This window comes from Archangium violaceum Cb vi76 (genome assembly GCF_000733295.1).
Classification (GTDB): domain Bacteria; phylum Myxococcota; class Myxococcia; order Myxococcales; family Myxococcaceae; genus Archangium; species Archangium violaceum.
In genome coordinates this window covers 17,695-39,972 of record NZ_JPMI01000216.1, presented here as the reverse complement: position 1 = coordinate 39,972, position 22,278 = coordinate 17,695, and the positions used below count along the sequence as shown (strand labels likewise).

The 22,278-nt window shown below is 67.9% G+C and carries 24 protein-coding genes; 6 read left to right on the top strand and 18 right to left on the bottom strand.

Going from position 1 to position 22,278, the window contains the following annotated elements:
• The first annotated feature begins 5 nt into the window (after nt 1–5).
• Nucleotides 6–512 (top strand): YkgJ family cysteine cluster protein, encoded by a 507-nt coding sequence (locus Q664_RS28610; protein WP_043402810.1) that lies wholly within the window; start codon nt 6–8, stop codon nt 510–512.
• Between the two features lie 45 nt (nt 513–557).
• Here the strand turns inward: Q664_RS28610 and infC are convergent, their stop codons facing one another.
• The 3 genes from infC to Q664_RS28595 form a co-directional block, all read right to left on the bottom strand.
• Nucleotides 558–1,289 carry a translation initiation factor IF-3 gene (infC, locus tag Q664_RS28605; RefSeq protein WP_075207539.1) on the bottom strand — a complete coding sequence of 244 codons (732 nt, stop codon included), beginning with the start codon at nt 1,287–1,289 and terminating at the stop codon, nt 558–560.
• 250 nt (nt 1,290–1,539) lie between these two features.
• Nucleotides 1,540–3,399 carry an extracellular catalytic domain type 1 short-chain-length polyhydroxyalkanoate depolymerase gene (locus Q664_RS28600; protein WP_152622391.1) on the bottom strand — a complete coding sequence of 620 codons (1,860 nt, stop codon included), beginning with the start codon at nt 3,397–3,399 and terminating at the stop codon, nt 1,540–1,542.
• A 153-nt stretch (nt 3,400–3,552) separates the two neighbouring features.
• Nucleotides 3,553–4,320: a crotonase/enoyl-CoA hydratase family protein gene (locus Q664_RS28595; RefSeq protein WP_043402803.1), complete on the bottom strand. Its 768-nt coding sequence runs from the start codon at nt 4,318–4,320 to the stop codon at nt 3,553–3,555.
• A 143-nt stretch (nt 4,321–4,463) separates the two neighbouring features.
• Here Q664_RS28595 and Q664_RS28590 point away from each other — a divergent pair, with 143 nt between their 5' ends.
• The gene (locus tag Q664_RS28590; protein WP_052518787.1) at nt 4,464–5,216 is read left to right on the top strand and encodes a fatty acid desaturase family protein; all 753 of its coding nucleotides are present in this window, start codon (nt 4,464–4,466) and stop codon (nt 5,214–5,216) included.
• A gap of 34 nt (nt 5,217–5,250) precedes the next feature.
• On the opposite strand, the gene Q664_RS52775 is transcribed toward Q664_RS28590, so the two are convergent.
• From Q664_RS52775 to Q664_RS28550, 8 genes are all read right to left on the bottom strand, one after another.
• Complete coding sequence (locus tag Q664_RS52775) at nt 5,251–5,781, bottom strand: hypothetical protein (RefSeq protein ID WP_052518786.1); 531 nt, start codon at nt 5,779–5,781, stop codon at nt 5,251–5,253.
• Nucleotides 5,782–5,864: 83 nt separating this feature from the next.
• Nucleotides 5,865–6,419, bottom strand: a complete 555-nt coding sequence (gene sufT, locus Q664_RS28580; RefSeq protein ID WP_043402801.1) for a putative Fe-S cluster assembly protein SufT — start codon at nt 6,417–6,419, stop codon at nt 5,865–5,867.
• Nucleotides 6,420–6,432: 13 nt separating this feature from the next.
• Nucleotides 6,433–6,885, bottom strand: coding sequence for a Fe-S cluster assembly sulfur transfer protein SufU (gene sufU / locus Q664_RS28575; protein WP_043402798.1), 453 nt, complete (start codon nt 6,883–6,885; stop codon nt 6,433–6,435).
• The gene (locus Q664_RS28570; RefSeq protein WP_043402794.1) at nt 6,882–8,111 is read right to left on the bottom strand and encodes a cysteine desulfurase; all 1,230 of its coding nucleotides are present in this window, start codon (nt 8,109–8,111) and stop codon (nt 6,882–6,884) included. Before Q664_RS28570 ends, sufU begins: the two co-directional genes overlap by 4 nt.
• On the bottom strand, nt 8,108–9,433 hold the full coding sequence (gene sufD / locus Q664_RS28565) for a Fe-S cluster assembly protein SufD (RefSeq protein ID WP_043402792.1): 1,326 nt from the start codon (nt 9,431–9,433) through the stop codon (nt 8,108–8,110). Before sufD ends, Q664_RS28570 begins: the two co-directional genes overlap by 4 nt.
• A complete protein-coding gene (gene sufC / locus Q664_RS28560; RefSeq protein ID WP_425117453.1) occupies nt 9,430–10,188 on the bottom strand; it encodes a Fe-S cluster assembly ATPase SufC in 759 nt (252 codons plus the stop codon). The genes sufD and sufC overlap by 4 nt, the downstream gene beginning before the upstream one ends.
• A 14-nt stretch (nt 10,189–10,202) precedes the next feature.
• Entirely contained in the window at nt 10,203–11,639 is a 1,437-nt protein-coding gene (sufB, locus tag Q664_RS28555) for a Fe-S cluster assembly protein SufB (protein WP_043402787.1), read from the bottom strand.
• Nucleotides 11,636–12,148 carry an SUF system Fe-S cluster assembly regulator gene (locus Q664_RS28550; protein WP_043402785.1) on the bottom strand — a complete coding sequence of 171 codons (513 nt, stop codon included), beginning with the start codon at nt 12,146–12,148 and terminating at the stop codon, nt 11,636–11,638. Before Q664_RS28550 ends, sufB begins: the two co-directional genes overlap by 4 nt.
• Before the next feature lie 358 nt (nt 12,149–12,506).
• On the opposite strand from Q664_RS28550, the gene Q664_RS28545 reads away from it, so the two are divergent.
• Entirely contained in the window at nt 12,507–13,142 is a 636-nt protein-coding gene (locus tag Q664_RS28545; protein WP_043402782.1) for a hypothetical protein, read from the top strand.
• Nucleotides 13,143–13,214: 72 nt separating this feature from the next.
• On the opposite strand, the gene Q664_RS28540 is transcribed toward Q664_RS28545, so the two are convergent.
• From Q664_RS28540 to Q664_RS28515, 6 genes are all read right to left on the bottom strand, one after another.
• On the bottom strand, nt 13,215–14,303 hold the full coding sequence (locus Q664_RS28540) for a response regulator transcription factor (protein WP_043402779.1): 1,089 nt from the start codon (nt 14,301–14,303) through the stop codon (nt 13,215–13,217).
• Nucleotides 14,304–14,406: 103 nt separating this feature from the next.
• Nucleotides 14,407–16,716: an ATP-binding protein gene (locus Q664_RS28535; protein WP_043402772.1), complete on the bottom strand. Its 2,310-nt coding sequence runs from the start codon at nt 16,714–16,716 to the stop codon at nt 14,407–14,409.
• A gap of 15 nt (nt 16,717–16,731) precedes the next feature.
• Nucleotides 16,732–17,892: a hypothetical protein gene (locus Q664_RS28530; RefSeq protein WP_043402764.1), complete on the bottom strand. Its 1,161-nt coding sequence runs from the start codon at nt 17,890–17,892 to the stop codon at nt 16,732–16,734.
• 2 nt (nt 17,893–17,894) lie between these two features.
• Nucleotides 17,895–18,623: an ImmA/IrrE family metallo-endopeptidase gene (locus tag Q664_RS28525; protein WP_052518785.1), complete on the bottom strand. Its 729-nt coding sequence runs from the start codon at nt 18,621–18,623 to the stop codon at nt 17,895–17,897.
• Entirely contained in the window at nt 18,620–19,015 is a 396-nt protein-coding gene (locus Q664_RS28520) for a hypothetical protein (protein WP_043402763.1), read from the bottom strand. The genes Q664_RS28525 and Q664_RS28520 overlap by 4 nt, the downstream gene beginning before the upstream one ends.
• On the bottom strand, nt 19,002–19,667 hold the full coding sequence (locus Q664_RS28515) for an RNA polymerase sigma factor (protein WP_152622387.1): 666 nt from the start codon (nt 19,665–19,667) through the stop codon (nt 19,002–19,004). Before Q664_RS28515 ends, Q664_RS28520 begins: the two co-directional genes overlap by 14 nt.
• Before the next feature lie 249 nt (nt 19,668–19,916).
• Here Q664_RS28515 and Q664_RS28510 point away from each other — a divergent pair, with 249 nt between their 5' ends.
• From Q664_RS28510 to Q664_RS28500, 3 genes are all read left to right on the top strand, one after another.
• The gene (locus Q664_RS28510) at nt 19,917–20,729 is read left to right on the top strand and encodes a GNAT family N-acetyltransferase (protein WP_043402759.1); all 813 of its coding nucleotides are present in this window, start codon (nt 19,917–19,919) and stop codon (nt 20,727–20,729) included.
• A gap of 65 nt (nt 20,730–20,794) precedes the next feature.
• Complete coding sequence (locus tag Q664_RS28505) at nt 20,795–21,505, top strand: iron-containing redox enzyme family protein (RefSeq protein ID WP_043402758.1); 711 nt, start codon at nt 20,795–20,797, stop codon at nt 21,503–21,505.
• Between the two features lie 146 nt (nt 21,506–21,651).
• Nucleotides 21,652–21,924: a DUF3892 domain-containing protein gene (locus Q664_RS28500; protein ID WP_043402756.1), complete on the top strand. Its 273-nt coding sequence runs from the start codon at nt 21,652–21,654 to the stop codon at nt 21,922–21,924.
• A 121-nt stretch (nt 21,925–22,045) separates the two neighbouring features.
• Here Q664_RS28500 and Q664_RS28495 read toward each other — a convergent pair whose 3' ends face one another.
• Entirely contained in the window at nt 22,046–22,258 is a 213-nt protein-coding gene (locus Q664_RS28495) for a response regulator transcription factor (protein ID WP_043402753.1), read from the bottom strand.
• Between the last annotated feature and the right edge of the window lie 20 nt (nt 22,259–22,278).

The following is a 22,278-nucleotide window of genomic DNA, read 5'->3' as shown; positions in this document are numbered from 1 at the left end:
GATGCATGTCCCTGTCCGAGCTGTGCCGTCGCTGCGGCCTGTGCTGCGACGGCAACCTCTTCAGCCACGTTCCGCTCCAGCCGGCCGAGGTCGACACCGCCCGGCGGAACGGGCTCGAGGTGGTGGCGCTCGCGGATGGCGCTCCGGCCCTCCGCCAGGGCTGCACGGCGCTGAAGGAGCGGCAGTGCTCCGTCTACGCGGAGCGCCCGGAGGGCTGCCGCCGCTACGCCTGCCGGCTGTTCAACGCACTCGCTGGCGGGACGGTGGCCTTCGAGGAAGCGCTCCGGGTGGTGGAGCAGGCGCACGTCCTGCTCGCGGCCGTGGAGCGCGGCCTCGCGCCCGACCCGGACCCACGCCCCGCCCCGGTGTTGGAGCGCGCTCGCTTCGCCGCCTGGGGTGAGGAAGGGGGCTTCTCGTCCGAGACGAGCGCCGCGCGGGAGCGGGCCGAGGCCTTCCTCGACCAGCACTTCCACGGAGGCCCTCGGCGCTTCGAGGGCCCTGGCCAGGGGTAGCGCCACACGCGGTGGAGCACGTCCACCGCGTGCGGGTACTTCCGCCTACGGAGCCGGACTCGGGGCTGCTGCCTGCGAGCCCTCGTCGGAGTCCTCGTCCGCCTCGGCGGCGGCAGCAGCGGCAGGGGCAGCGGCAGCGGCGGGAGCCGGCTTTCCGGCACCGGGCGCCGGAGGAGGAGGAGAGGACTTCTTGCTGGCGGCCGCCTGCCGCACCAGCTCGCGGGCCTTCTGGGCGACCTTGGCCGTGGGCGCGAGAATCATGAACATCAAGCGCCCTTCCATGCGAGGCGGCATCTCCACCACCGCCACGTCCTTCAGGTCCTCGGCCACGTCGTTGAGGATGGCCGTTCCCTGCTCCTTGTGGGTGATTTCTCGACCCCGGAACTGGATGACGACCTTGGCCTTGTTGCCTTCCTCGATGAACCGGCGCGTGTTGCGGACCTTGAATTCGTAGTCGTGCTCCTCGGTCTTCGGGCGCAGCTTCACTTCCTTGAGCTGGACCACGACCTGGGCGCGCTTCGACTCCGCGGCCTTCTTCTTCTCCTCGTACTTGAACTTGCCATAGTCCATCACCTTGCAGACAGGTGGCTGGGCCATGGGGCTGATCTCGACGAGATCGAGTCCTTCATTTCGAGCCAGCGTCAGGGCCGCTTCGAGGGGCATGACGCCAAGCTGGGCGCCATCGGATCCCACGACACGGACCTCGCGAGCGCGGATACGGCGATTGGTTCTCTGATCGCGGCTACCGCCGCGGGGACTTCTCTGTTCGCGAATGATGTGCTCTTCCTCCGAAAGGGGTTTACAGGCCTGCGCCCTCCAAAGATGGGGCAGGCGCCTACAGTACGGTATAGCGCGGGGCGGGGACGGCAGGCGACCCACCGGGCTGACAGCCCCGCGAGGTGGGAGTGCCTCGAAGCGCCCCCCCGCCCGGTGGGAGGGGGAGCGTAGGAACGGGCCTTGCTTCATACCCGTGGCCGTGGGGTCACACTAACACCCGGAGCGCCGTCCCGCCCCGGGAAACCCACGATTATGGCGTATAGACGACGGTGAGCTTCGCGTTCGCCCCATCCTGGATGAACAGGTAGGCCGTCGCCGCCTGATTCTGGGTGAAACCCAGCCGCAGCTGGGTCTTCCCCGTCTTGTTGATGGCCCCCAGGCCGGCGCCGGAGAAGTCCGCCGAGTTCGCCGTACCCAGAGTGAACTTCGGGATGCTGGCCACGGCGCTCGCGTTGGCGGCGGCGCCCCAGTCGGCCGTCTCGGTGGCGGCGGCATTGAAGGTCCCCGTCTTCACGTCGATGACGAGGGTGTTGCCGGCGGGGCTCGCCCAGGGGTCACCCGAGCCGGACGAATAGCCGACGGTGAGGTACGCGCGGGTGATGGTGGCGCCGTCCGGCAGGCCGGAGGTGTCGAACGAGAGGAAGGAGCGGTTGTACTTGCCGTCCGTGCCGCGCCCGAGCGCCAGGCCCATGAGCGTGCCAATCGCGGGCAGGCTGCCGTCCGCGTTCGCCTTGATGTAGCCATCCTCCGCGGCGACGCTGGTGAAGCTCACCGTCACCGGCGTGCCCGTGCCCCCGCTGTTGCTCACCGTGACGGACGTGTCCGCGTCCGTGGCCGAGTTGCCCGCGGCGTCGTAGGCCCTGGCGCTGAGCGAGTGGGTACCGTTGGCCACGCTGGCGCTGTTCCAGGCCAGCTCATAGGGGGCAGCGCTGTCGGAGCCGGCCAGGGAGCCATCCACGAAGAACTCCACCCGGGTGACGCCCACCGCGTCCGAGGCGCTCGCGGTGAGGGTGACGGTGCCGCTCACCGTGGCGCCGTTGGCCGGCGCCGTCAGGTTCACCGTGGGCGGGGTGGTATCACCCGTGCCGCCGCCACCACCGCCCGTGAGCCCGAAGAACTTCGCCTGGTAGTACACGGCGCAGATGTTCACGTCGGACAGGTACGAGCCCGTGGCGCCGCACACCGTGGAGGTGCCCGGGAAGCTGTACTGCGGGTCGATGGCCACCCCGTGGCCCATGCCGGTCAGGTCATAGGTCTCCACGAGCGTCGTGCCCGCGCTGTTGCGGTACTCCTTGTGCGGGAAGCCGGCGACCGTCTCGGTGAAGTCCGGCGTCTGGTCGATGCCGTGCACGTTGGTCCACTGCTCCATCGCCTCGGTCGCGTTGGAGTTCTTCACCGTGAAGTCGCTCGTGCCGTGCCAGATGGAGACGCGGGGACGGGCCCCCGTGTAGCCGGAGTAGGCGCCGCGCACGAGGTCTCCCCAGGCGGCGGGCGTCTTGTCCACGCCCGGGCTCATGCAGGAGAAGGCCGCGGTCATCGAGGTGGCGCACTTGTAGGGCCCGCCCGCGTTGATGGCGCCCGCGGAGAAGACGTCCGGGTAGGTGGCGAGCAGGGCGGGCACCATGTACCCACCGCCCGAGAAGCCCGCGATGAACACGCGCGCCGGATCGATGGAGTAGGCGGACCGCATGGCGTCCACCATCTGCTTGAGGGAGAGCGCCTCACCCGAGCCACGCGCGATGTCACCCGGCTCGAACCAGTTGAAGCAGCTGCTGGCGTTGTTGCTGCTCTGCTGCTGCGCGTAGACGACGTAGAACTTGTAGACGTTGGCCGCCGCCGTCCAGCCGGTGTTCTCCATGGCCGCGGCCGTCTGCGTACAGCCGTGCAGCACCACCACCAACGGCGCGCTGGCCGGCATGCTCGCCGGGACGTGCCGGTACATCAGCAGGTTGCCGGGGTTGGTGCCAAAACCCGTGACCTGCGTGAGCCCGTTCTCCACCTGCACCACGTCGGAGGGGGCCTGCTGCTCGGGAGCATCTCCCTCGAGCGGACCACAGCCCGCGGCGGTGGTGAGCAGAAGCGCCGCGAAGCGCATCCCACGAGCTGACATGAACGACGACGGACGACGCGCGCTTCGACTGAACATGGAGCCTCCGGGGCCGCTGGGGGGTAGAGGAGCGGCCTCGCGGTGAGAACAGACTTTCACTGGCTGTCCCTGCTCAAGTCGCGGCGCGTCAAAATTGGCTGAAATCTGAACCAGCTTTCAACTTTCCTCGAACGAGCCGTGCCGGCCGGCGCCCCCCGCGAAGCGCTTCGCGCCCGTCAGCGACTCCTTCTCGAGTATCCGCACGCCCCGCTGGAACTCCTGGAGCAGCGCCTGCTCCATCGGGAGCCCGGCCTGTTCGTACGCCGAGCGCCGATCCGCGTTCATGCAGGCCTGCGGGAAGGCGGCGATCTCCCGGGCCAGTTGCTCGGCGGCCTCGCGCGCACCGCCCCGGGGCACCACGCGGTTGACGAGCCCCATGCCCAGCGCCTCCTGCGCCGGCACCGGACGGCCCGTGAGGATGAGCTCCATCGCGCGCGACAGGCCAATCAACCGGGGCAGCCGCACCGTTCCCCCGTCGATGAGCGGCACGCCCCAGCGGCGGCAGAACACGCCCAGCACGGCGTCCTCCTCGGCCACGCGCAGGTCGCACCAGAGCGCCAGCTCCAGCCCTCCCGCGACGGCATGTCCCGAGATGGCGGCGATGACCGGCTTGCTCAGCACCATCCGCGAGGGCCCCATGGGACCCTCTCCCTCCGGCGCCAGGTGCGGCAGCCGGCCCTCGGCCACGGCCTTCAGGTCCGCGCCCGCGCAGAAGGTGCCTCCCTCGCCGAACAGGACACCCACCCGGGCCTCGGCATCCGCCTCGAACTCCCGGAAGGCCGCCGCGAGCGCCTCGGCCGTGGGCCCATCCACGGCGTTGCGCACCTCGGGACGGTGGAGGATGACGGTGGTAACGGAACCCTTCTTCTCGATGCGGACGTTCATGGGAGTTCCAAGGTCTACGACACCCCCTCGTGACCTCGGCGAGCGGCCAGCCGGCGGGGCAGTGGGTCCACTGATGGTGTAGGCTGATGAACACTCAAGGCAGGACCCACTCCGGGGCCTGGCCTCCACCCCAGGAACCCCGCATGTCCGTTGCCTCGTCTACCCAGGCCCGCCCCGCGCAGTGGCAGGAAAAGCTCGGCGTCGTTCTCTTCTTCGTCCTGTGCGCCCTGCTGGCCCGCCGCGTGGCGCAGGCGGCCGGCGCGCAGACGGGGGTGATGATCGCGCTGAGCGCGGTGCTGGGCTTCGTGACGGCCGACTTCGTGTCCGGACTGGTGCACTGGTTGTTCGACACGTGGTTCTCCCGGACCACGCCGGTGCTGGGGAAGACCTTCGTCACGCCCTTCCGCGTCCACCACGAGGATCCGCTCGACATCACCCGCCATGGCTTCGTGGCCACCAACGGCCACAACTGCCTGGTGAGCGTGCCGGTGCTGGGGCTCGCGCTGCTGCTGCCCTCGGGGCCGGAGGCGCCGTGGGCCTCGGCCGCGCTCACCTTCGTGCTGATGCTGTGCCTGGGCGTCTTCGGGACCAACCAGTTCCACAAGTGGTCGCACATGGAGCACGTCTCGCCCCTGGTGTCGTGGCTGCAGGCGCGGGGCATCATCCTCGGCCGCGGGCATCACGACGTGCACCACACCGCGCCCCACACGAGCCACTACTGCATCACCACCGGGTGGCTCAACCGGCCGCTGGAGGCCATCGGTTTCTTCAACGGCATGGAGAGCCTCATCACCGCCGTCACCGGGCTGCAGCCGCGCGCCGAGGAGCTGAATCTGCCCCCCGTCGCCCCGAAGCCGCCGGAGAGCACCCCGGCGCCGGACCTCGCGACGCCGTGAGCTCACGCGAGGACCGGCCCCGTGCCGGTCCCGCTCAGAACGTGTAACGGCCGGTGAGCTGCGAGCCGGCGAAGCGCAATTCCACCGCGCCGTGCTCGCTCTTGTTCTGCTCACGCCAGCGCTGCTTCAGCGGGCCGAGGTCGAAGCTCGCCGTCCGGTTGAGCAGCGCCTCGCAGGAATCCCCGTTCGCCTCGTGGGCCAGCACCAGCTCCGCCTGAGGCTCGCCCGCCGCGGACTTCTGGAAGCCGCCACTCCAGAGCAGCTCGTACGTGTGCGGCTTGCAGCCGCCCGAGTGCATCACCCTCGCCACCAGCGTGTCCCCCTGGAGCTCGACGCTCTTGAGGATGATGTCGTCCTTGGGCGCCGGGGACGCCGTCACCTGGAGCGCCCGGGGCGCGGAGTCCGCGGCGGCGGGGGCCTTCGGCTCACTCGGGGGAGGCGCTTCCGTGGGTGCCTCGACCGTGGCGGGCGGGGGTTGGGGCTCCTCTCCCCCCGTCGAGGACTTCGGCCCCGTACATCCGAGCAGGGCACAGAGAACGAGACCACTCCAGACTGGCTTTCGCATATCCCCTCCTGACGGCCCGGTGCGGGCCAGATTCAGACCCTCACCCTAACCCTCTCCCAAAGGGAGAGGGGATATGCACGGGGCTACATCCAGCCGAGTTGCAGCCGCGCCACGTCCGACATGCGGCTCTGATCCCAGGGCGGCTCCCACACCAACTGCACGTCCGCCTCCTTCACCCCGGGCAGGCCCGTCACCTTCTGGCGCACGTCATCCACCAGCACCGGCCCCATGCCGCACCCCGGGGCCGTCACCGTCATTTGAATCTCCACCCGGTGACCGCCCTCCGGCAACGGCGTGGCCTTGCACGCGTACACCAGTCCCAGCTCCACGATGTTCACCGGAATCTCCGGGTCGTACACCGTGCGCAGCTGCTCCCAGACACGCTCCTCGTCGAACGTGCCCTCGGTGGCCTTGGGCTCCTCGGCCTTCGGGTTCTGCGCGAGATAGTCGGCGCCCAGCACCTCGGCGTCCTTCTCGTCGATGCGCATGAGCTGCCCGTAGTCGCCCTGCACGGTCACGTTGCCGCCGAGCGTCTGGAGCACCCGCACCTCGGTGCCCGCGGGCACCGTCACCCGCTCGCCGCTCGGAATCATCGTCACTTCGCAGTCGCGCGCGAGCGGTGTCAGCAATCCTCTCATCCCAGCTTCCTCCCTACTCCGTCGAGACCGAGGACTCCTTGCCCTCGAGCGCCGCGCGCAGCGCATGCCACGCGAGGCTCGCGCACTTCACCCTGGCCGGGAACGCATTCACCCCGGACAGCACCGCCAGCTTTCCCAGTGCCTCCATGTCCAACCCCTCGGGGCCCTCCATCACCAGCTTGTGCACCAGCTCGAAGAGCCGCTCCGCGTCCGCCCGGGACAGCTCCTTCACCGCCCCCGTCATCAGCGACGCCGAGGCCCGGGAGATGGCACACCCCTGCCCCACGAAGCCCACGTCCTTGATGACGTCGCCGTCCATCCGCAGCGTCACCGTGAGCTGGTCCCCACACAGCGGGTTGTAACCGTCCGCCCGCCGGTTGGCGCCCTCCACCTCGCGGAAGTTGCGCGGACGCTTGCCGTGCTCCAGCACCACCTCTTGATACAGGTCCTGCAGGTCCGAGCTCACGCGAACACCTCCCGCACCTTGTGCAGCCCACGCACCAGCGCGTCGATGTCCTCGTGCGTGTTGTACATGGCCAACGACGCCCGCACCGTGGCCGCCACCCCGAAGCACGACAGCAACGGCTGCGCGCAGTGGTGCCCCGCCCGGATGGCCACGCCCTCCCGGTCCAGGATGGTGCCCACGTCGTGCGCGTGCACGTCCTCCATGAGGAAGGACAACACCCCGGAGCGCTCCCGCGCCCGGCTGAACAGCCTCAGCCCCGGCACGCCCTCCAGCGCCCGCGTCCCGTACTCCAGCAGTTCCTGGTCGTGCGCCGAGATGGCGTCCAGCCCCACCGTGTCGAGGTAGTCCATCGCCGCCGCCAGCCCGATCGCGCCCGAGATGTCCGGAGTGCCCGCCTCGAAGCGGTACGGCAGCCGGTTGTAGACCGTCTTCTCCATCGTCACGGTGAGGATCATGTCCCCGCCGCCCTGCCACGGCGGCATCGACTCCAGCACCGAGGCCTTGCCGTACAGCACGCCGATGCCCGTGGGCCCGAACATCTTGTGGCCGGAGAAGGCGTAGAAGTCGCAGTCCAGGTCCTGCACGTCCACCCGGAAGTGCGCCAGCGCCTGAGCCCCATCCACCAGCACCGGCACGCCCTTCGCGTGGGCCCGCTTGACGATGTCGCGCACCGGATTCACCGTCCCCAGCGCGTTGGACACGTGCGTCACCGCGAGCAGCCGCGTGCGCTCCGTCAGGTTCGCCTCGAGCTGCTCCAGCCGCAGGTCTCCCCGCTCATCCACCGGGAGCATCTTCAGCGTGGCACCCACCTGCTGGCAGAGCATCTGCCAGGGCACGATGTCCGAGTGGTGCTCCATGGCGGTGATGAGCACCTCGTCACCGGGGCCCACCTTGCTGCGGCCGAACGACTGCGCCACCAGGTTGATGGCCTCGGTGCAGCCGCGCACGAAGATGATCTCCTTCGTGTCGCGCGCGTTGATGAACTCGCGGATCCGCTCGCGAGCGCCCTCGTAGGCCTGCGTGGAACGCTCCGAGAGCGCGTGCACGCCGCGGTGCACGTTGGCGTTGTCGTGCGTGTAGTAGCGCACCAGGGCGTCGATGACGGCCTGGGGCTTCTGTGTCGTCGCCGCGCTGTCCAGGTACACCAGCGGCCGGCCCCGCACCTCCTGGTGGAGGATGGGGAAGTCCGCGCGGACTCGCGCCACGTCGAAAGGTGCCCCGCTCATGCCCTTCCCTCCTTCGCTCCCGGGAGCTTGCGCGCCAGCAGCGCCTCCACCTGATCCCTCAGCGACGCCAGGGGAACAGCGCCCACCACCTCTTTGGCGAAGGCGTGCGTCAGCAGCGACTCCGCCTCCGCCCGGGAGATGCCGCGCGAGCGCAGGTAGAAGAGCGCCTGCTCGTCCAGCCGGCCCACCGTCGCGCCGTGCGCGCACTTCACGTCATCCGCGAGGATCTCCAACTGCGGCCGCGCGTCCGCCATCGCCGCCTCCGAGAGCAGGAGGTTGCGGTTGGACTGGCGCGAGTCCGTCTGCTGCGCGTCCGGGCGCACCAGCACCTTGCCGTGGAAGGTGCCACGTGCCTTGTCGTCCAGCACGCCCTTGTACAGCTCGCGGCTGGAGCAGCGCGGGTGCGCGTGGTCCAGGTTCGTCCAGTTGTCCAGGTGCTGCGTTCCGTGGCCCACGTACAGGCCCTGCAGGGTGCACTCGCCGCCCTCCGCGCCGAAAACGGAATGCACCTCGTTGCGCGCGAGAGCCCCGCCCAGGGAGATGATGTGCGAGGCGAAGCGGCTGTCCCGCCCCAGCTCCGCGTGCAGGCCACCGATGTGGAAGGCCGTCTCCGACTCGGCCTGCAGCTTGAGGTGCGTGACCCGCGCCCCGGTGCCCAGCACCACCTCCGTCACCGCGTTGGTGAAGGAGACACCCGGCGCCGCGCCCACGTAGCTCTCCACCAGCGTGAGCTCGCTGTTGTCCCCGGCCCGCACCACCACCCGGGGGCTGGCCAGCGCCACGTGCGTGTCACCGCGCGAGAGGAAGAGGAACTGCACGGGCTCGGGACACACCGTGCCCGGCGCCACCCGCACCACCGCGCCCTCCTCCAGCAGCGCCGCGTTGAGCGCGGTGAAGGCACTGGCGTCCGCGCGCGCCCGGCTGCCCACCAGCGCCTCCAGCGGCTCGCCATCCTGCAGCGCCTCGCGCAGGCTGCGCACCGTGAGGCCCGCGGGCAGCCCCTCCAGCCGAGACAGCTCCCGGACATACCAGCCATCCACGAACACCAGCAGGGGCCCCGTCCCCGGGAGCGCCAGCCGCGCCACCGCCGCCTCCACCCCCGCCTCGTGCACGGTGCGCACCGGGCTGAAGGACTGGCCGGAGATGGGCGACACGTTCGTGTACTTCCAGTCCTCGAGCTTCGACGTGGGGAAACCCTGGCGCGCCAGCTGCGCGATGCCCTCCTGCCGGAAGGCCCGCAGCCACGCCGGGGCACCCGCCGCCCGCTCCGCCTGGAAGCGCTCGGCCAGATCGAGGTAGTGCTGGAGCCCCACGTCCGTCACGGCCGCGCCTCCTTGCCGCCAGCGCCCTGGCCCAGCCACGCGTAGCCCTTCTTCTCCAGCTCCAACGCCAGCTCCTTCCCGCCCGTGCTGACGATGCGCCCGTTCGCCAGCACCGACACCTTGTCCGGCACCACGTACTCCAGCAGCCGCTGGTAGTGGGTAATCACGAGCATGCTCCGCTCCGCCGAGCGCAGCGCGTTGATGCCTCCGGAGACGATCCGCAGCGCGTCGATGTCCAGCCCCGAGTCCGTCTCGTCGAGGATGGCCAGCTTCGGCTCCAGCACCGCCATCTGGAAGATCTCGTTGCGCTTCTTCTCGCCGCCGGAGAAGCCCTCGTTCACCGAGCGCTGCATGAAGGCCTGGTCCAACTGCACCAGCTTGGACTTCTCCCGGGCCAGCTGGAGGAAGTCCATGGCATCCAACTCCTCCTTGCCCTCGGTGCGCCGCCGGGCGTTGAGCGCCGTGCGCAGGAAGTGCAGGTTGCCCACGCCCGGAATCTCCACCGGGTACTGGAACGCCATGAAGACGCCCGCGTGCGCCCGCTCCTCGGGCTGCATGGACAGCAGGTCCTTCCCATCGAAGAGCACCTCGCCCTTCGTCACCTCGTACGTATCGCGGCCGGAGAGCACCTGCGACAACGTGCTCTTGCCCGAACCGTTGGGACCCATGATGGCGTGCACCTCGCCGGGCATGAGCTCCAGGTCGATTCCCTTGAGGACCTCGCGGCCCGCCACGCGCACGTGCAGGCCCTTGATGCTGAGCAGCGGCTTCATCCCACGCTCCCTTCCAGACTCACGCTGAGCAGCTTCTGCGCTTCCACGGCGAACTCCATGGGCAGCTCCTTGAAGACCTGCCGGCAGAAGCCATTGACGATCATCGATACGGCGTCTTCCTTCGAAATGCCCCGCTGCTGGCAGTAGAAGAGCTGGTCCTCGCCAATCTTCGACGTGGACGCCTCGTGCTCCACCTGCGCCGAGGAGTTCTTCACCTCGATGTACGGCAGCGTATGGGCCCCGCACTTGCTGCCCAGCAGCAACGAATCGCACTGGGTGTAGTTGCGCGCGCCCTCGGCGCTCTTGAGCACCTTCACCAGCCCTCGGTAGGTGTTCTGCCCCCGGCCCGCCGAAATCCCCTTGGAGACGATGGTGCTCCTCGAGTTGCGGCCCAGGTGGATCATCTTCGTCCCCGTGTCCGCCTGCTGCCGGTGGTTGGCGAGCGCCACCGAGTAGAACTCGCCCACCGAGTCATCCCCCTTGAGGATGACGCTAGGGTACTTCCACGTGACGGCCGAGCCCGTCTCCACCTGCGTCCACGAAATCTTGGAGCGGTGGTGGGCGATGCCGCGCTTGGTGACGAAGTTGTAGATGCCGCCGCGGCCCTCCTCGTCACCGGGGTACCAGTTCTGCACGGTGGAGTACTTGATGGTGGCTCCGTCCAGCGCGACGAGCTCCACCACGGCGGCGTGGAGCTGGTTGGTGTCGCGCATGGGCGCGGTGCAGCCCTCGAGGTAGCTCACGTAGGCGCCCTCGTCGGCGACGATGAGGGTGCGCTCGAACTGGCCGGTGTTCTCCGCGTTGATGCGGAAGTAGGTGGACAGCTCCATGGGGCAGCGCACGCCCTTGGGCACATAGACGAACGAGCCGTCGCTGAACACCGCCGAGTTGAGCGCCGCGAAGAAGTTGTCCGAGTGCGGCACCACCGTGCCCAGGTACTTCTTCACCAGCTCCGGGTGCTCGCGCACCGCCTCGGAGAAGGAGCAGAAGATGACGCCGGCCTTGGCCAGCTTGTCCTTGAAGGTGGTGGCCACCGACACCGAGTCGAACACGGCGTCCACCGCCACGTTCTGCATCAGCTTCTGCTCGTGCAGCGGAATGCCGAGCTTCTCGTACGTCTTGAGGATCTCCGGGTCCACCTGGTCGAGGCTGTCCAGCTTCGGCTTCTTCTTGGGAGCCGAGTAGTAGATGATGTCCTGGTAGTTGATGGGCGAGTACTCCGCCTTCTGCCAGCGCGGCTCCTTCATGGTGAGCCAGTGCCGCCAGGCACGCAGCCGCCACTCGAGCATGAAGTCCGGCTCGCCCTTCTTGGAGGAGATGAGGCGGATGATGTCCTCGTTGAGGCCGGGGGGAATGGCCTCGGACTCCACGTCGGTGACGAAGCCGGCCTCGTACTGCCGTTTGGTGAGCTCCTGGATGCTCTGCGTGCTCATGAGTGGGCACCTCCGGCCGTGGTGGGGATGGGGTTCGGGTTCTGGGCGGGAGCGGCCGGGCGGGCGGGCACCCCGAGGCCCACCAGACGCGGCACCGGCGCGCACAGGTCCGCCAGCGTCAGCCGCCCGAGCGCGTCCTGGATGGTGCGGTTGATGACGCGCCAATGGCCGCGCACCCGGCACACCGTCTCCAGCTCGCAGGTCCCGGTGGGCGCATGGCCCCCCTGGGCTCCACACTCGGTGAGGGAGACGGGGCCCTCGAGCGCGGAGATGATCTCCGTGAGGGGGATGTGCTCGGCGGGCCGGGACAGGCCATAGCCGCCACTCGCGCCGCGGTGCGACACCAGCAGGCCGGCACCCTGCAGCCCCTTGAGCACCTTGCTCACCGAGGGCAGGGGCACACCGGTACCGGCCGCCAACTCCCTCGCCGTGCGCGTCTCACTCCCGGCGCGCGCCAGCTCGGTCAGCAGCACGATGCCGTAGTCGGTCATCTTGCTCATCCGGAGCATTTGGAATCTCTCCAGCCATCCGGTGCCCCCAGTTGTGGAGGCACCTGTGCGTGGTGGCTCTTTAAACAGGACTAAGTTGGTCCGCATTAAAAATCGTGCCGTCAGCGCCCGGCGTGCTGGTTACCCGGCGACTGGGAGTGAAGGCCCGCGAGAGGCCCCTTGCCCTGCTCGCGGCGCGGAGAGGACGACCGCCTGGAATACCACCTGCGAGGTACAGACACGGTGTCCGCCCTGGCGCATCTTGCGCGGCGACCGCTGGCCCTGGCTGGTGCGTCCCGGGACGGGCCTTCGAGAGGGGGAGAGGTCCGTCCCGGCGCCGTTCCCCACTTCGAGCACCCTCCCCTTCCATCGAGAAGACATGAACAGGTTTTTCGCAGGGGCCGTCCTCGCGCTGTCCATCCTGACTGGCTGCGGCGGTGATGACGACACGCCAGGAACCCCGGGAGGAGGCGGCACCGAGCAGAAGTGCAGCGCCTCGAACTGCGCGGGCTGCTGCTTCAACAATGTCTGCCAGACGGGCAACACCGCCTCCGCCTGCGGCAAGGCGGGGGCCACGTGCTCGGCCTGTGGCTCCGCCCAGGTGTGCCGGACGGATCAGACGTGCGGCGTGGATCCGAACAGCGTCTGGCGCGTGCAGCCCACCTCGGCCCGTATCGCCTCCAGCGACAATGGCACCTCCTGGGATGGAGATGGCTCCGCACCGGATGTCGTCGTCGCGATGCGGTGTCCGGGCTCCACCACCTCCACCGAGACTCCCGAGGTGGAGAGCTACACCCCGGCCTGGACCTCCGGGGGCTGCACCGCGAAGGCGAGCCAGTTGCTGGCCGAGCCGTGGGTGTTCCAGCTCTGGGATATCGACTTCAGCAGCAATGACACCATCACCGACTCCCTGGCGGTGCGGCTCACCGAGGCGCACCTCACCGCGGGCGCGTTCACCCTCAACGCCTCGGGCGGGATGACGTCCATGACCGTCCAGTTGCAGAAGCAGCCCTGACGGCGGCTTCCGAATGGGCGTGGGCCGGTGGGCAGTGGACCGCCCACTTGCCCACGCCACCCGGACAGGCGCTTATTGCCGTTCCTCCAGCAAGAGGAGCGCGGCCTTGGAGATGAGCTCCGAACGGTTCTCCGCCTTCAGCTTCTTGCGGATGTTCCTCACGTGCGTGTTCATCGTGTACGGCTTGATGTTCAAGCGCGCGGCGATGGACTCATAGAGCCAGTTCTGGAGCACGTAGCCGACGATCTCGACCTCACGCCGGGTGAGTTCCTGCCGCCAGACCGCGGGAACGGAGAGCGAAGAGGAGAACTCATCGAGCACCACCATCCACGGCCGCTGGCCCTCCTGCTGCGGCAGCCGGATGAACGTCACCCTCAATCTCCGCTCCCCGCGAGCACCCTCCCAGGTGTCCAACCCGAACGCACCGGCGCCCTCCATGCGCTCGAGCCACACCAATTGCGCCAACCACTCGCGAGGGAGACCCGAGGGACCCCGCTCGGAGGGAGAGAACCACTCCTCCAGCAACGCGGTGACCCGGGCCGTGCGCTGAACCTCAGAGAAGGCTGGGGTCAGGACGATGCACTCCAGGTCGCGTTGGCGCAGGAGCGACTCCGGGAACCGTCTGCCCATCACCCTGCCGCCGAGCTTCCGGCAGTTGCGAATCGTCCGCGCCAGGAAGGGCGTCAACCCTTGCAGGAGCTCCCGTTCGCGCTCGGAGAATTCCAGGGAGCGCTCGCGGTAGAGCGTCAATCCCCCGTGCCAGCCCTGTCTCATGTCCAGCCGCACCGACATGACGCGCTCCAAGGGGGTGTGTAGCTCACGGCAGAGCAGGTAGGGCGGGCTGCGCACCAACACCTCGCGCGGAACCATCTCCGAGTCCCGGAACACCACGTTGGGCAGGTGTGACACCGAGCCGGCCACGAAGTCGCCGCCCGCCACCTCCCGATACCGGTCCATGAACGCGGCCAGCCTGCCCGTGGTCACCCACTCATAACCCGCGGGACGGACCTGATTGGACACGCACCAGGCCGCGTGCTCCGCCGGAAGCAGTTGGAACAGCGCGCCCTCCATCCGGGACAGCACCACCGGAAGCTCCAGGGAGCTGGCCAGTGCCTCCTTCAACTCCAAGGTGAGCGCCCGCTCGCGCGAGTCCAGGTTCATGCATGTTCCTCCTCGGAGTCCATTCAAAGGGTGTGTCCGATGATGGACTCCGAGAAGACCCCGGTCTCTCCCCCCCAGGTGGTAGAAGCCCTCCCCTCCCCGGCTACTCCACGAGCAGCCGCTTCACCGGGGCCGGGTCCACCGCGACCATCAACGGCCGGGTGAAACTGCTGAACGAGACGAGCGCCTGTCCGGGCGCGAGACTGGACACCTTGTTCCAGAGGCTCTCGTCGATGGTGCCCGCGGTCTTCTGCATCCGGGAGATGACCGCGCTGTCCGTGATCTTGTGGATGATGAAGTTGTTGAGCAGGCCCAGCACCTCGCTGGGAAGGTGCTGGGGCAACTGGGTGACGAAGACGAGCCCCAGCCACCGCTTGCGGCCACGCTTGGCGATCCGGGCCACCTGCTCGAACAGCACGGGCATCTGCGAGATACGGCTGGCCGACAGGAACTCGTGCGCCTCCTCGATGATGATGAGCACCGGCGTGACGGACCGTCCCTGCTCACTGGCCCGTTGGTAGCGCGCCTCCTGCGTCTCCTGGAGCCCGCGGAGGATGTCCGCGATGACGAGGTTGTTGAGCTGGGGTGAGTCCGTATCGGACAGGTCGATCACCGACACCCGCCCGGGGGTCAGCATCGAGCCGTAGTCCACGCCGGGCGCCGAGCCGACATCGAACAGCTTGAGGCGGCGCAGGGAGTGGAGCTTGCTGGCCAGCGCCTTCCAGCTGATCTCGTTCCGGCTCGCATGCGCCATCACCCGGCCCATGACCCGGCCGAAGTGGTGCTTGAACTCGCTGTACAGCGGGGGAATGCTCGGCTGGACCGGCTCCTCGGCCTCGGCGCCCTCACCCGCTTCCGACGAGCTGCTCGCCTTCCGGGACGAGGACTTCGAGCGGCTCCGGGTCTCCGCCTTCCCCTCGTCACTCAGGCTGTAGATGTAGGTGCTCACGACGTCCAGGAGGTGCTGGATGGTCATGCGCGGGTAGCCCGTCGACAGCTCATCGAGCTCCAACACCTGCTGACGCTCCTCGGCCGTCTTCGGATAGATGCCCAGTTCCTCCAGCAACAGCTTCGTGACGTCATAGGCCTTGTGGAAGCGCTCCTGCTGGGCTTCGGACAGGCCGAGGATCTCCGAGATGGCGTAGGGCGAGAGGCTCGAGAAGTTCAACGCGAAGGGGTGCAGGTTCCTGTGCCTGGGATTGCGGCTGTCCCGGCCCATCAGGTGATGGATGTGCAGTTCCTTCACGCCCTCGGGCTGCTGCTTGCGGCGCCTGAGCGCCTCGCCCATCGCCGGGTCCTCGGTGGGCTTGTCCACATGCGTGTATTCCCCCTCCACGTCGAAGACGATGGTGGCGATTCCCGCCTTCTGCGCCCGATGGATGAGCGTCGCGACGGTCGTGGACTTGCCTCCACCCGTCGTTCCGATGATGCCCGTGTGACGAGGCAGGACGGACTTGTCCATGGGGTCGAAGCGGGCTTCCATGTTCTTGTAGCCCACCACCATTCCCAGACACAGGTTCCCCTTCATGCCGAGGACACGCTCGCTCTCCGCTTCATCGAGGAGGAAGACGGGGCTCTTCGGCCGGGGCCGGCGGCCCGGAGGAACCAGCTTCCCGCCTTCGAGCTCCTCGCCGAGGATCTCGATCTCCGCGCGCCCGTGGTAGTCGAAGGTATAGGTGAGCTTCTTGCCCTGGACCACCACGCCCACGGCGATGGTGGAGTTGGCGGAGACGGCATCGGGCTCGGCGAAGGGACCGCGCACCACCAGGCCCAGGTAGACGCGCTTGTCCTCCTTGGACTTCACCCGCACGAGCGTCTGGGAGGCCAGCTGGTGGAGATCGTTCCGGGTCATCAGGACGGTGACGAGGTTGTCCTGGCTCGACGCGGTGTCGAAGTGGGTGAAGCCCACCGCCCCCTCGAGCTCGGGATCCAGCTTCGCGGTCACCTCGTTGGCTTCGCGCTGAAGCTCTTCGAGCGCTCCGAGCACATCCTCTGGGAGCTCCCGGATGACTTCATTGGCCGGAACGTCCTTCTCCGGAACCGGTGGCGCCCTCTGCTCCACAGGCGTGGCGGGACGAGCACGCTCGCCGCGAGCCCCGTCCGCCGCTGGAGGTGACCCGGCCTTCGCGGGAGCCGGCTGCGGTGGACGAGCGGGCCCGCCACGCGCGGGGCCCGTCCCCGAAGGTGGCGGAGTGCCCTGGCCAGCCGCCTGCGGAGCCGGAGCCGCCGGCCGGACGACGTTCGAACCTGGATTCGAACCTGGAGGAGTCGCGGGACGGGCAGGCGCAGCACGGGGGGCCGTGGTGGGCGGCGGAGTGGGAGCCCTCGGGCTGCCCTGGGGAGACACCGGGCGGGCCTGGCCGGAGGGAGGCACATCCGTGCCCGGGGACTTCGGGTTCTTGTCATCAGCCATGTCTCAGGTCTCCCGTCAGCGACCGCCGAAGAGGTGATGCTTCGAGCCCGCGCGCGTATAGGCGTCGTTCACCAGGCCCAGGAACGATTCCGAACCGAAGACGCCACGGCACGAGACATCCGCGACATCGAGGAGCATCGGGAAGCCCCGGTCGGGCCGCACGAGGCTATCGGCCAGGGCCACATGGGCCGCGATGTGGACGTGCTCCCGGTGTGCGTAGAAGAGCCGCGGCGGAGTCTGCTCGGAGGCCCGGAACAGTCCGATGAAGACCTCCGGGCAGTACTCCCGCACGAAGGCGAGCGCGTCATCCCCCATCCGGCCGTCGTAGTGCCACCGCCGGACGAAGTAGCTGCTGTCCTCCTCGAGTGTGTGGAGGATGGCGTACTCGCCTGGCTTCAAGGCACTTCCGATCGTCAGGTAGCCCTCCTCGTCCAACTCCCTGGGCACGAACACGAACTTCTTGTGCTTCCGGATGAGCCGCCGCAGCACGTCGAGCGAGGCACTCAACAGGGGCTTGTAGTTGGCGCCGGAGAGCATCTCCCGCGAGCAGGGATTGCCCGAACCGATGCGCCATTCCGCCTGCGACCTGTCCAGGAGGATGGCCCGCTCGGCGTAGGCCCGGATGTAGCGGCGCATCAGCATGGACAGGTCGTCCCGCATGCCGCGCTCGTGCCGCCGCTCCAGACAGTCCTGCACCACCTTCAGCGTGTCCGGGGTGCGCGCGCTCACGTCCTTGCGGAACAGGCGCTGGGAGAAGGTGCCGGACACGCCCCCGTAGCCCACGATGGCCACGCCAATCTGGGTGATGCCCAGCGCCAGACTGTCATGGAACGCGGCGATGCTGCTCACCGCCTCGACCCGTCCCGGGAAGAGCAGGCTCTCGAAAACGGTCTTCAACCTGTCGGGACTGGCCTCATAGACGCCCGCCTCGGAAATCCGGGTCTGCCGTTTGAGGTCGGGAAAGATTTCCTGGCGGATGACATCCCGGATGCGCGCCTCCGCGGTCTCCGAGCTGGAGACCTGCGTGCGGATGCGGGAGATCAACCGCTCGACTTCCCACCCCTTCTCCCAGGTGCGCAGATCGAGCGTGGTGGAGAGCTCCTCCCCCAGGCTCGCCTTGTAATCCGCGTCTCCGATGAATCCCCTCTCACCAACTGACGGGTTTCCGTCATCCATCGTTACCGATCCTCCGTGGGCGTGAACTTCAGAAAGAAGGGACGGCGCGCGGGTTCCCGCGCCAACAACAACCGGACATAGGTCCGGGCCTCTCGCATCGGGAGCCCGAAGCGAGAGGCCAGCTCGCGCTCCGCCTCCTGCCGGCCGAGGTCCCGCACCAGGGGAAGCGCTTCCCGAGCAGGAGCCAACAGCTCATAGGTGAGGCGATCCGCGCGCAGCTCCGACTCCATGGCCTTGCCCGTGCAGGGGTCGCCCGAGACATTGCGCTCGATGAACCGGACCTGGGCGCCGGAAGGAATCCGCTGGAGCGTCAGGAACAGGGACTCATGGGGCGCAGCGTCCCGCGGCTCGTCGAGGGCCGGACTGATCTCCTCCCCCAGGCTTCGAAACGCACGGGCCCGGGGGAGATGGTGATCGAGCACGAAATGCGCCACTTCATGCACCAGGGTGAAGCGTTGCTGGAGCGCTTCGTCCCGCGCGTCGTAGAAGAGGGCGCCCCAGCCCGCATGCGCCACCATGCACCCATGCAGACGGCGGCTCGTGCGCGGCAGCCCGCCATGCTCGCGCCCCTTCGCGTCCAGCCAGTCTCGCGCCATGCCACACGTGAGACCGGGCATGGCCAGCAGGCGAATGGGAAGCACCATGCTGATCTTCTTGGACAGCTCGCTCAGTGACGGGGAGGACGGCAGACAGCACGCGACCACGGCTTCCCGCAGCCATGTCTCGGTCATGGGCTCGTCTCGTCCTCGTCATCCTCATCGCCCTCGTCGGAGTGATCTCTCGCCGCGAGCAGGACGGTCACCTCCCCTTCCTCCTCCTGCGCGCCCCGGCTCGGGGGAAGACGATCCAGGACCTCGACGTGCCGGATCACAGCCGCGAGCAGATGGGGTTCCACCTCGAAGCGATTGCCAATCTGCTCCAGGTGCTCGGCGAAGTGCTCCTGGCTGGGACGCCGACACAGAGACAGCCACGCGAGCGTCTCCAGCGAGCAGCCCAGCTCCTCCGCGAGCGCCTCGGCGGACTTGCTCTCGTACTCGCGGTACTTCTCGAAGACGTAGCCGAGCGTCCAGGTGTGCTGCCCGCTGCTCCGGGCCGCGACCGCGAGCCACTTAGGATTCGTCATCGGGCTCCTCCTTTTCCCCACGCTCCAGCGACTGTCCAAAACGCACCAGCAACTTCTTGAGGCGGTCTAGATTCTGCTTCACCTTCCGCTTCAGCTCGTCCCTGGGCAGCGGGCCCAGTTCCAATGCCTCCGCCAGACGCTCCGTGGAGCGCTCCCCTACGAGGATGAGCATGACGGCCTTCTTGTCCCGCTCATTCTTCAAGACCTGGCGCTTCTCGAGCTGTTCCATGACGAGCTTCGCCTCCACGGATTTCTCCAACGCTCCATTCGAATCCATCGCGCGAAGTTCGACATCGCTGGCGAATTTTTGATGTTTCCGGTCCCGTGCATCCGCCTTCCGATGCTTGTCCCGCGCCCGATACAGGGCGGCCTGCCTCAGGTAGACAAACAGGGGACTCCTGCCCGGGTCATACAAGGTAGGCTTGCTGAGGTAGCTGAAGATCACATCGGCGGCGCACTGATTGGCGTCGTCCTCGACAAGGCCCCTCCACTTCATCACGACCTTGACGAGCCACGGCATGTACCTGTTGAAGACCTCGGTGGAAACCACGGGATCCCGCCGGAGCACACGCTCATGCAGGAGTTTCTCGTCGGTCGATGGTGGTTGGCGCATCCCCTCTCCTCGCCAGGACTCTTTCGCCCATGCGTTCATTGTGTCGCCCCCACTCATTCGGAACGGGACCCCTGAAGTTCGACAGACATGGCCTACGTGCGGCGGGAGAGGTTGGGGGAGACGGATCCCGCTGTCTGTACCCCTCGAGTGGTATGGACAAACGGCAACACCCACGTTCCAGCGCGAACGGTGAAGAAAAAAACAGGGCCCGGCGAACTCGAGCCGGTGGCGACGAAGAAATGGGCGAAGACACGGCACGAGGCCGTGTCTCTTCATGTGAGGGGAAACATGACGACACTGTCCTGCCGCGTCGCCACGACCCAGCGGCAGCTCGACGATGCGCTGCGCCTCCGCTGGGCCGTCTTCGGCAAGGAGATGGGATTGCTCTCGAGCAAGGCCACTCCGACACTCCGAGAGGTGAATGGCTTCGACACCCTGGAGACCACGGTTCATCTCATCGTCTACGCGGACGATACGCCGGTGGCCACCTCGAGGCTGCTGCTGCCCAATCCCGAAGTGGCGTACGCCACGGGTGGCCACCTGGGCATCGAGCTGGAGCAGAAGCTGGACCTGTCAGACGTGGGAATGCCGGGACTGGTGTTCGCGGAGAGCACGCGCTTCTGCGTCCTCAAGGAGTGGCGCCACTCCGAGGCGCTCGTGTGGCTGCAGGCCGGGCTCTACGCGGAGAGCCGGCAGCGGGGAGTAACGCACTGGATCGCGTCCGCGAACATGGAGACGGATTCCGAGGAGGACGCCCGGCTCATCCATCAGCTGGCGATGCGGCAGGGGCTGGTGAGCCAGCGCTGGCATGCGCGGGCCCACGCGCCCGCGGAGCCGCCGGCCACGCCGAGCGCCCCTCGCTTCACCCCTTCGGAGCGGGAGTGCGCCCGGCAGGGAAACTTCAGCGGACTGCGGATGCCCCGGGTGTTGTCGCTCTTCGCCCACAAGATGGGGGCGCGTTTCATCGCCGAGCCGCTCTACGACTCGGGGTTCCACCGCTACTCCCTGCCGCTCGTCGCGGCGCTGGATGAGGTTCCGGACACCACCCTGGCCTGCTTCGCCTCCCTGGGCAGCGGTGGCTCGCGCCGCGCTCGGGGCTGACCCACTTCCCCACTCACTTCCCATTCACCCCCGGGAGCCGAGATGGCCCCGGACAGGAGACGTCCATGCACACGATGAACGAGACGCAGACGCAGATGGATTGGATGAAGGCCCTGGAGCACGAGGCGCGCACGCTCGTGGAGGAGCTGAACGCGCACCCCATTGCCCGGCGGCTCATCGACGGGAGCATCGATGCCGACAGCTACGCCCACTACCTGGTGCAGACGTACCACTACGTGCGGTGGACCACGCCGCTCCTGGCGGAGGCGGGCCGCCGGATGAAGCGGATGGGCTCGCATCCCCAGTTGGCGGAGCTGCTCCTGCAGAAGTCCACGGAGGAACGCGGCCACGAGCGGTGGCTGCTGGCGGACCTGAAGAACCTGGGGTGGCCGGCCGGGCGGGTCGAGCGCGCGCAGCTGAGCCCCGCGGTCATCGCCTACGTCGCCTGGAACCGCTACACCACGCGGTCCGGCGTGCCCGCCGCGTTCCTCGGCACGGCCTACGTGCTGGAATACCTGTCCGTGCAATACGCCAGCGGCGCCGTGGAGCGACTGCTCGCGGCCAACACCATCCCGAACATCCGCAAGGCCGTCACCTTCCTGCGTGGCCATGGGGACGCGGATGGGGATCATGTGGCCGAACTGGCCTCGGTACTGCGCTCGCTGACGGACCCGAGGGAACAGGCGGCACTGGTGCTGTCCGCGCGCAACACGCGTGTCCTCTTCAGCAGCCTCTTCTCCGATGAGGGCGGGGAGTACCCGGCGCGTACTTCCTGAGTGGTACAGACGCCTCCGTCTCCTCCCTGCATCTTGCGCTTCGCACGCCAGCCATTACCGGTGCGTGCCAGGTCGGGCTCATGGGGAAGGGCCCACCCCGGTGTTGCGCCCTTCCTCATGCACGTCCGACATCGAGAGGAGTTCTCATGGTCTACATCACCGCTATCCGCATCCCCAGCGGCAGCAACATGCACGAGCACATCACAGCGGTACACTGGCGTAATCCTCAATCGGGAGAGGCCAATGCGTGTTCTCGTGAGCAGATGATCGACTGGATCGACAACCAGAACGGTGACGCTCGAGTCCAGAGTCCCTACGGGGATGTGAAGGTGGACGTCGTCCGAACCAATCCGCCGTACCTGCGAACCATCGCGAACGGCCGCCATACGGACAACCTCCTCTCCCTGCCCCGCTTTTGACAGCTTCGCGCATCCGTTCACGGACCGACTTCCATCTCCATCCAGTGCACCAAACCCGCGGGATGTGCCTGCTACTGACGGCAGAGACAGGGGGGGCACTGCCGCCCCCCTCTCCCGTGCTTCAGCTGGGCTCTCGATTACAGGCCGCCTGGAAGATGAGCGCGGCCCGGCCATCCACACCCAGTTTGCCGAAGATGTTCTGCAGGTGCTTCTTCACCGTTCCCAACGCGACGCCGAGATGCTCGGCGACCAACTGGTTGTCCCAACCGCGCAGCAGACAGTTCACGATCTCCGCCTCGCGCGGAGTGAGCCGCTGCTGCCACTCAGAAGGCATGGCCAATGGAGAAGGAGAGG

Coding starts and splice junctions, on each gene's coding strand:
- Q664_RS28610 (WP_043402810.1), top strand. CDS start 6: ATGTCCCTGTCCGAGCTGTGCCGTCGCTGCGGCCTGTGCTGCGACGGC.
- Q664_RS28600 (WP_152622391.1), bottom strand. CDS start 3,399: ATGTCAGCTCGTGGGATGCGCTTCGCGGCGCTTCTGCTCACCACCGCC.
- Q664_RS28595 (WP_043402803.1), bottom strand. CDS start 4,320: ATGAACGTCCGCATCGAGAAGAAGGGTTCCGTTACCACCGTCATCCTC.
- Q664_RS28590 (WP_052518787.1), top strand. CDS start 4,464: ATGTCCGTTGCCTCGTCTACCCAGGCCCGCCCCGCGCAGTGGCAGGAA.
- Q664_RS52775 (WP_052518786.1), bottom strand. CDS start 5,781: ATGCGAAAGCCAGTCTGGAGTGGTCTCGTTCTCTGTGCCCTGCTCGGA.
- sufT (WP_043402801.1), bottom strand. CDS start 6,419: ATGAGAGGATTGCTGACACCGCTCGCGCGCGACTGCGAAGTGACGATG.
- Q664_RS28570 (WP_043402794.1), bottom strand. CDS start 8,111: ATGAGCGGGGCACCTTTCGACGTGGCGCGAGTCCGCGCGGACTTCCCC.
- sufB (WP_043402787.1), bottom strand. CDS start 11,639: ATGAGCACGCAGAGCATCCAGGAGCTCACCAAACGGCAGTACGAGGCC.
- Q664_RS28550 (WP_043402785.1), bottom strand. CDS start 12,148: ATGCTCCGGATGAGCAAGATGACCGACTACGGCATCGTGCTGCTGACC.
- Q664_RS28545 (WP_043402782.1), top strand. CDS start 12,507: ATGAACAGGTTTTTCGCAGGGGCCGTCCTCGCGCTGTCCATCCTGACT.
- Q664_RS28540 (WP_043402779.1), bottom strand. CDS start 14,303: ATGAACCTGGACTCGCGCGAGCGGGCGCTCACCTTGGAGTTGAAGGAG.
- Q664_RS28535 (WP_043402772.1), bottom strand. CDS start 16,716: ATGGCTGATGACAAGAACCCGAAGTCCCCGGGCACGGATGTGCCTCCC.
- Q664_RS28530 (WP_043402764.1), bottom strand. CDS start 17,892: ATGGATGACGGAAACCCGTCAGTTGGTGAGAGGGGATTCATCGGAGAC.
- Q664_RS28525 (WP_052518785.1), bottom strand. CDS start 18,623: ATGACCGAGACATGGCTGCGGGAAGCCGTGGTCGCGTGCTGTCTGCCG.
- Q664_RS28520 (WP_043402763.1), bottom strand. CDS start 19,015: ATGACGAATCCTAAGTGGCTCGCGGTCGCGGCCCGGAGCAGCGGGCAG.
- Q664_RS28515 (WP_152622387.1), bottom strand. CDS start 19,667: ATGAACGCATGGGCGAAAGAGTCCTGGCGAGGAGAGGGGATGCGCCAA.
- Q664_RS28510 (WP_043402759.1), top strand. CDS start 19,917: ATGACGACACTGTCCTGCCGCGTCGCCACGACCCAGCGGCAGCTCGAC.
- Q664_RS28505 (WP_043402758.1), top strand. CDS start 20,795: ATGCACACGATGAACGAGACGCAGACGCAGATGGATTGGATGAAGGCC.
- Q664_RS28500 (WP_043402756.1), top strand. CDS start 21,652: ATGGTCTACATCACCGCTATCCGCATCCCCAGCGGCAGCAACATGCAC.
- Q664_RS28495 (WP_043402753.1), bottom strand. CDS start 22,258: ATGCCTTCTGAGTGGCAGCAGCGGCTCACTCCGCGCGAGGCGGAGATC.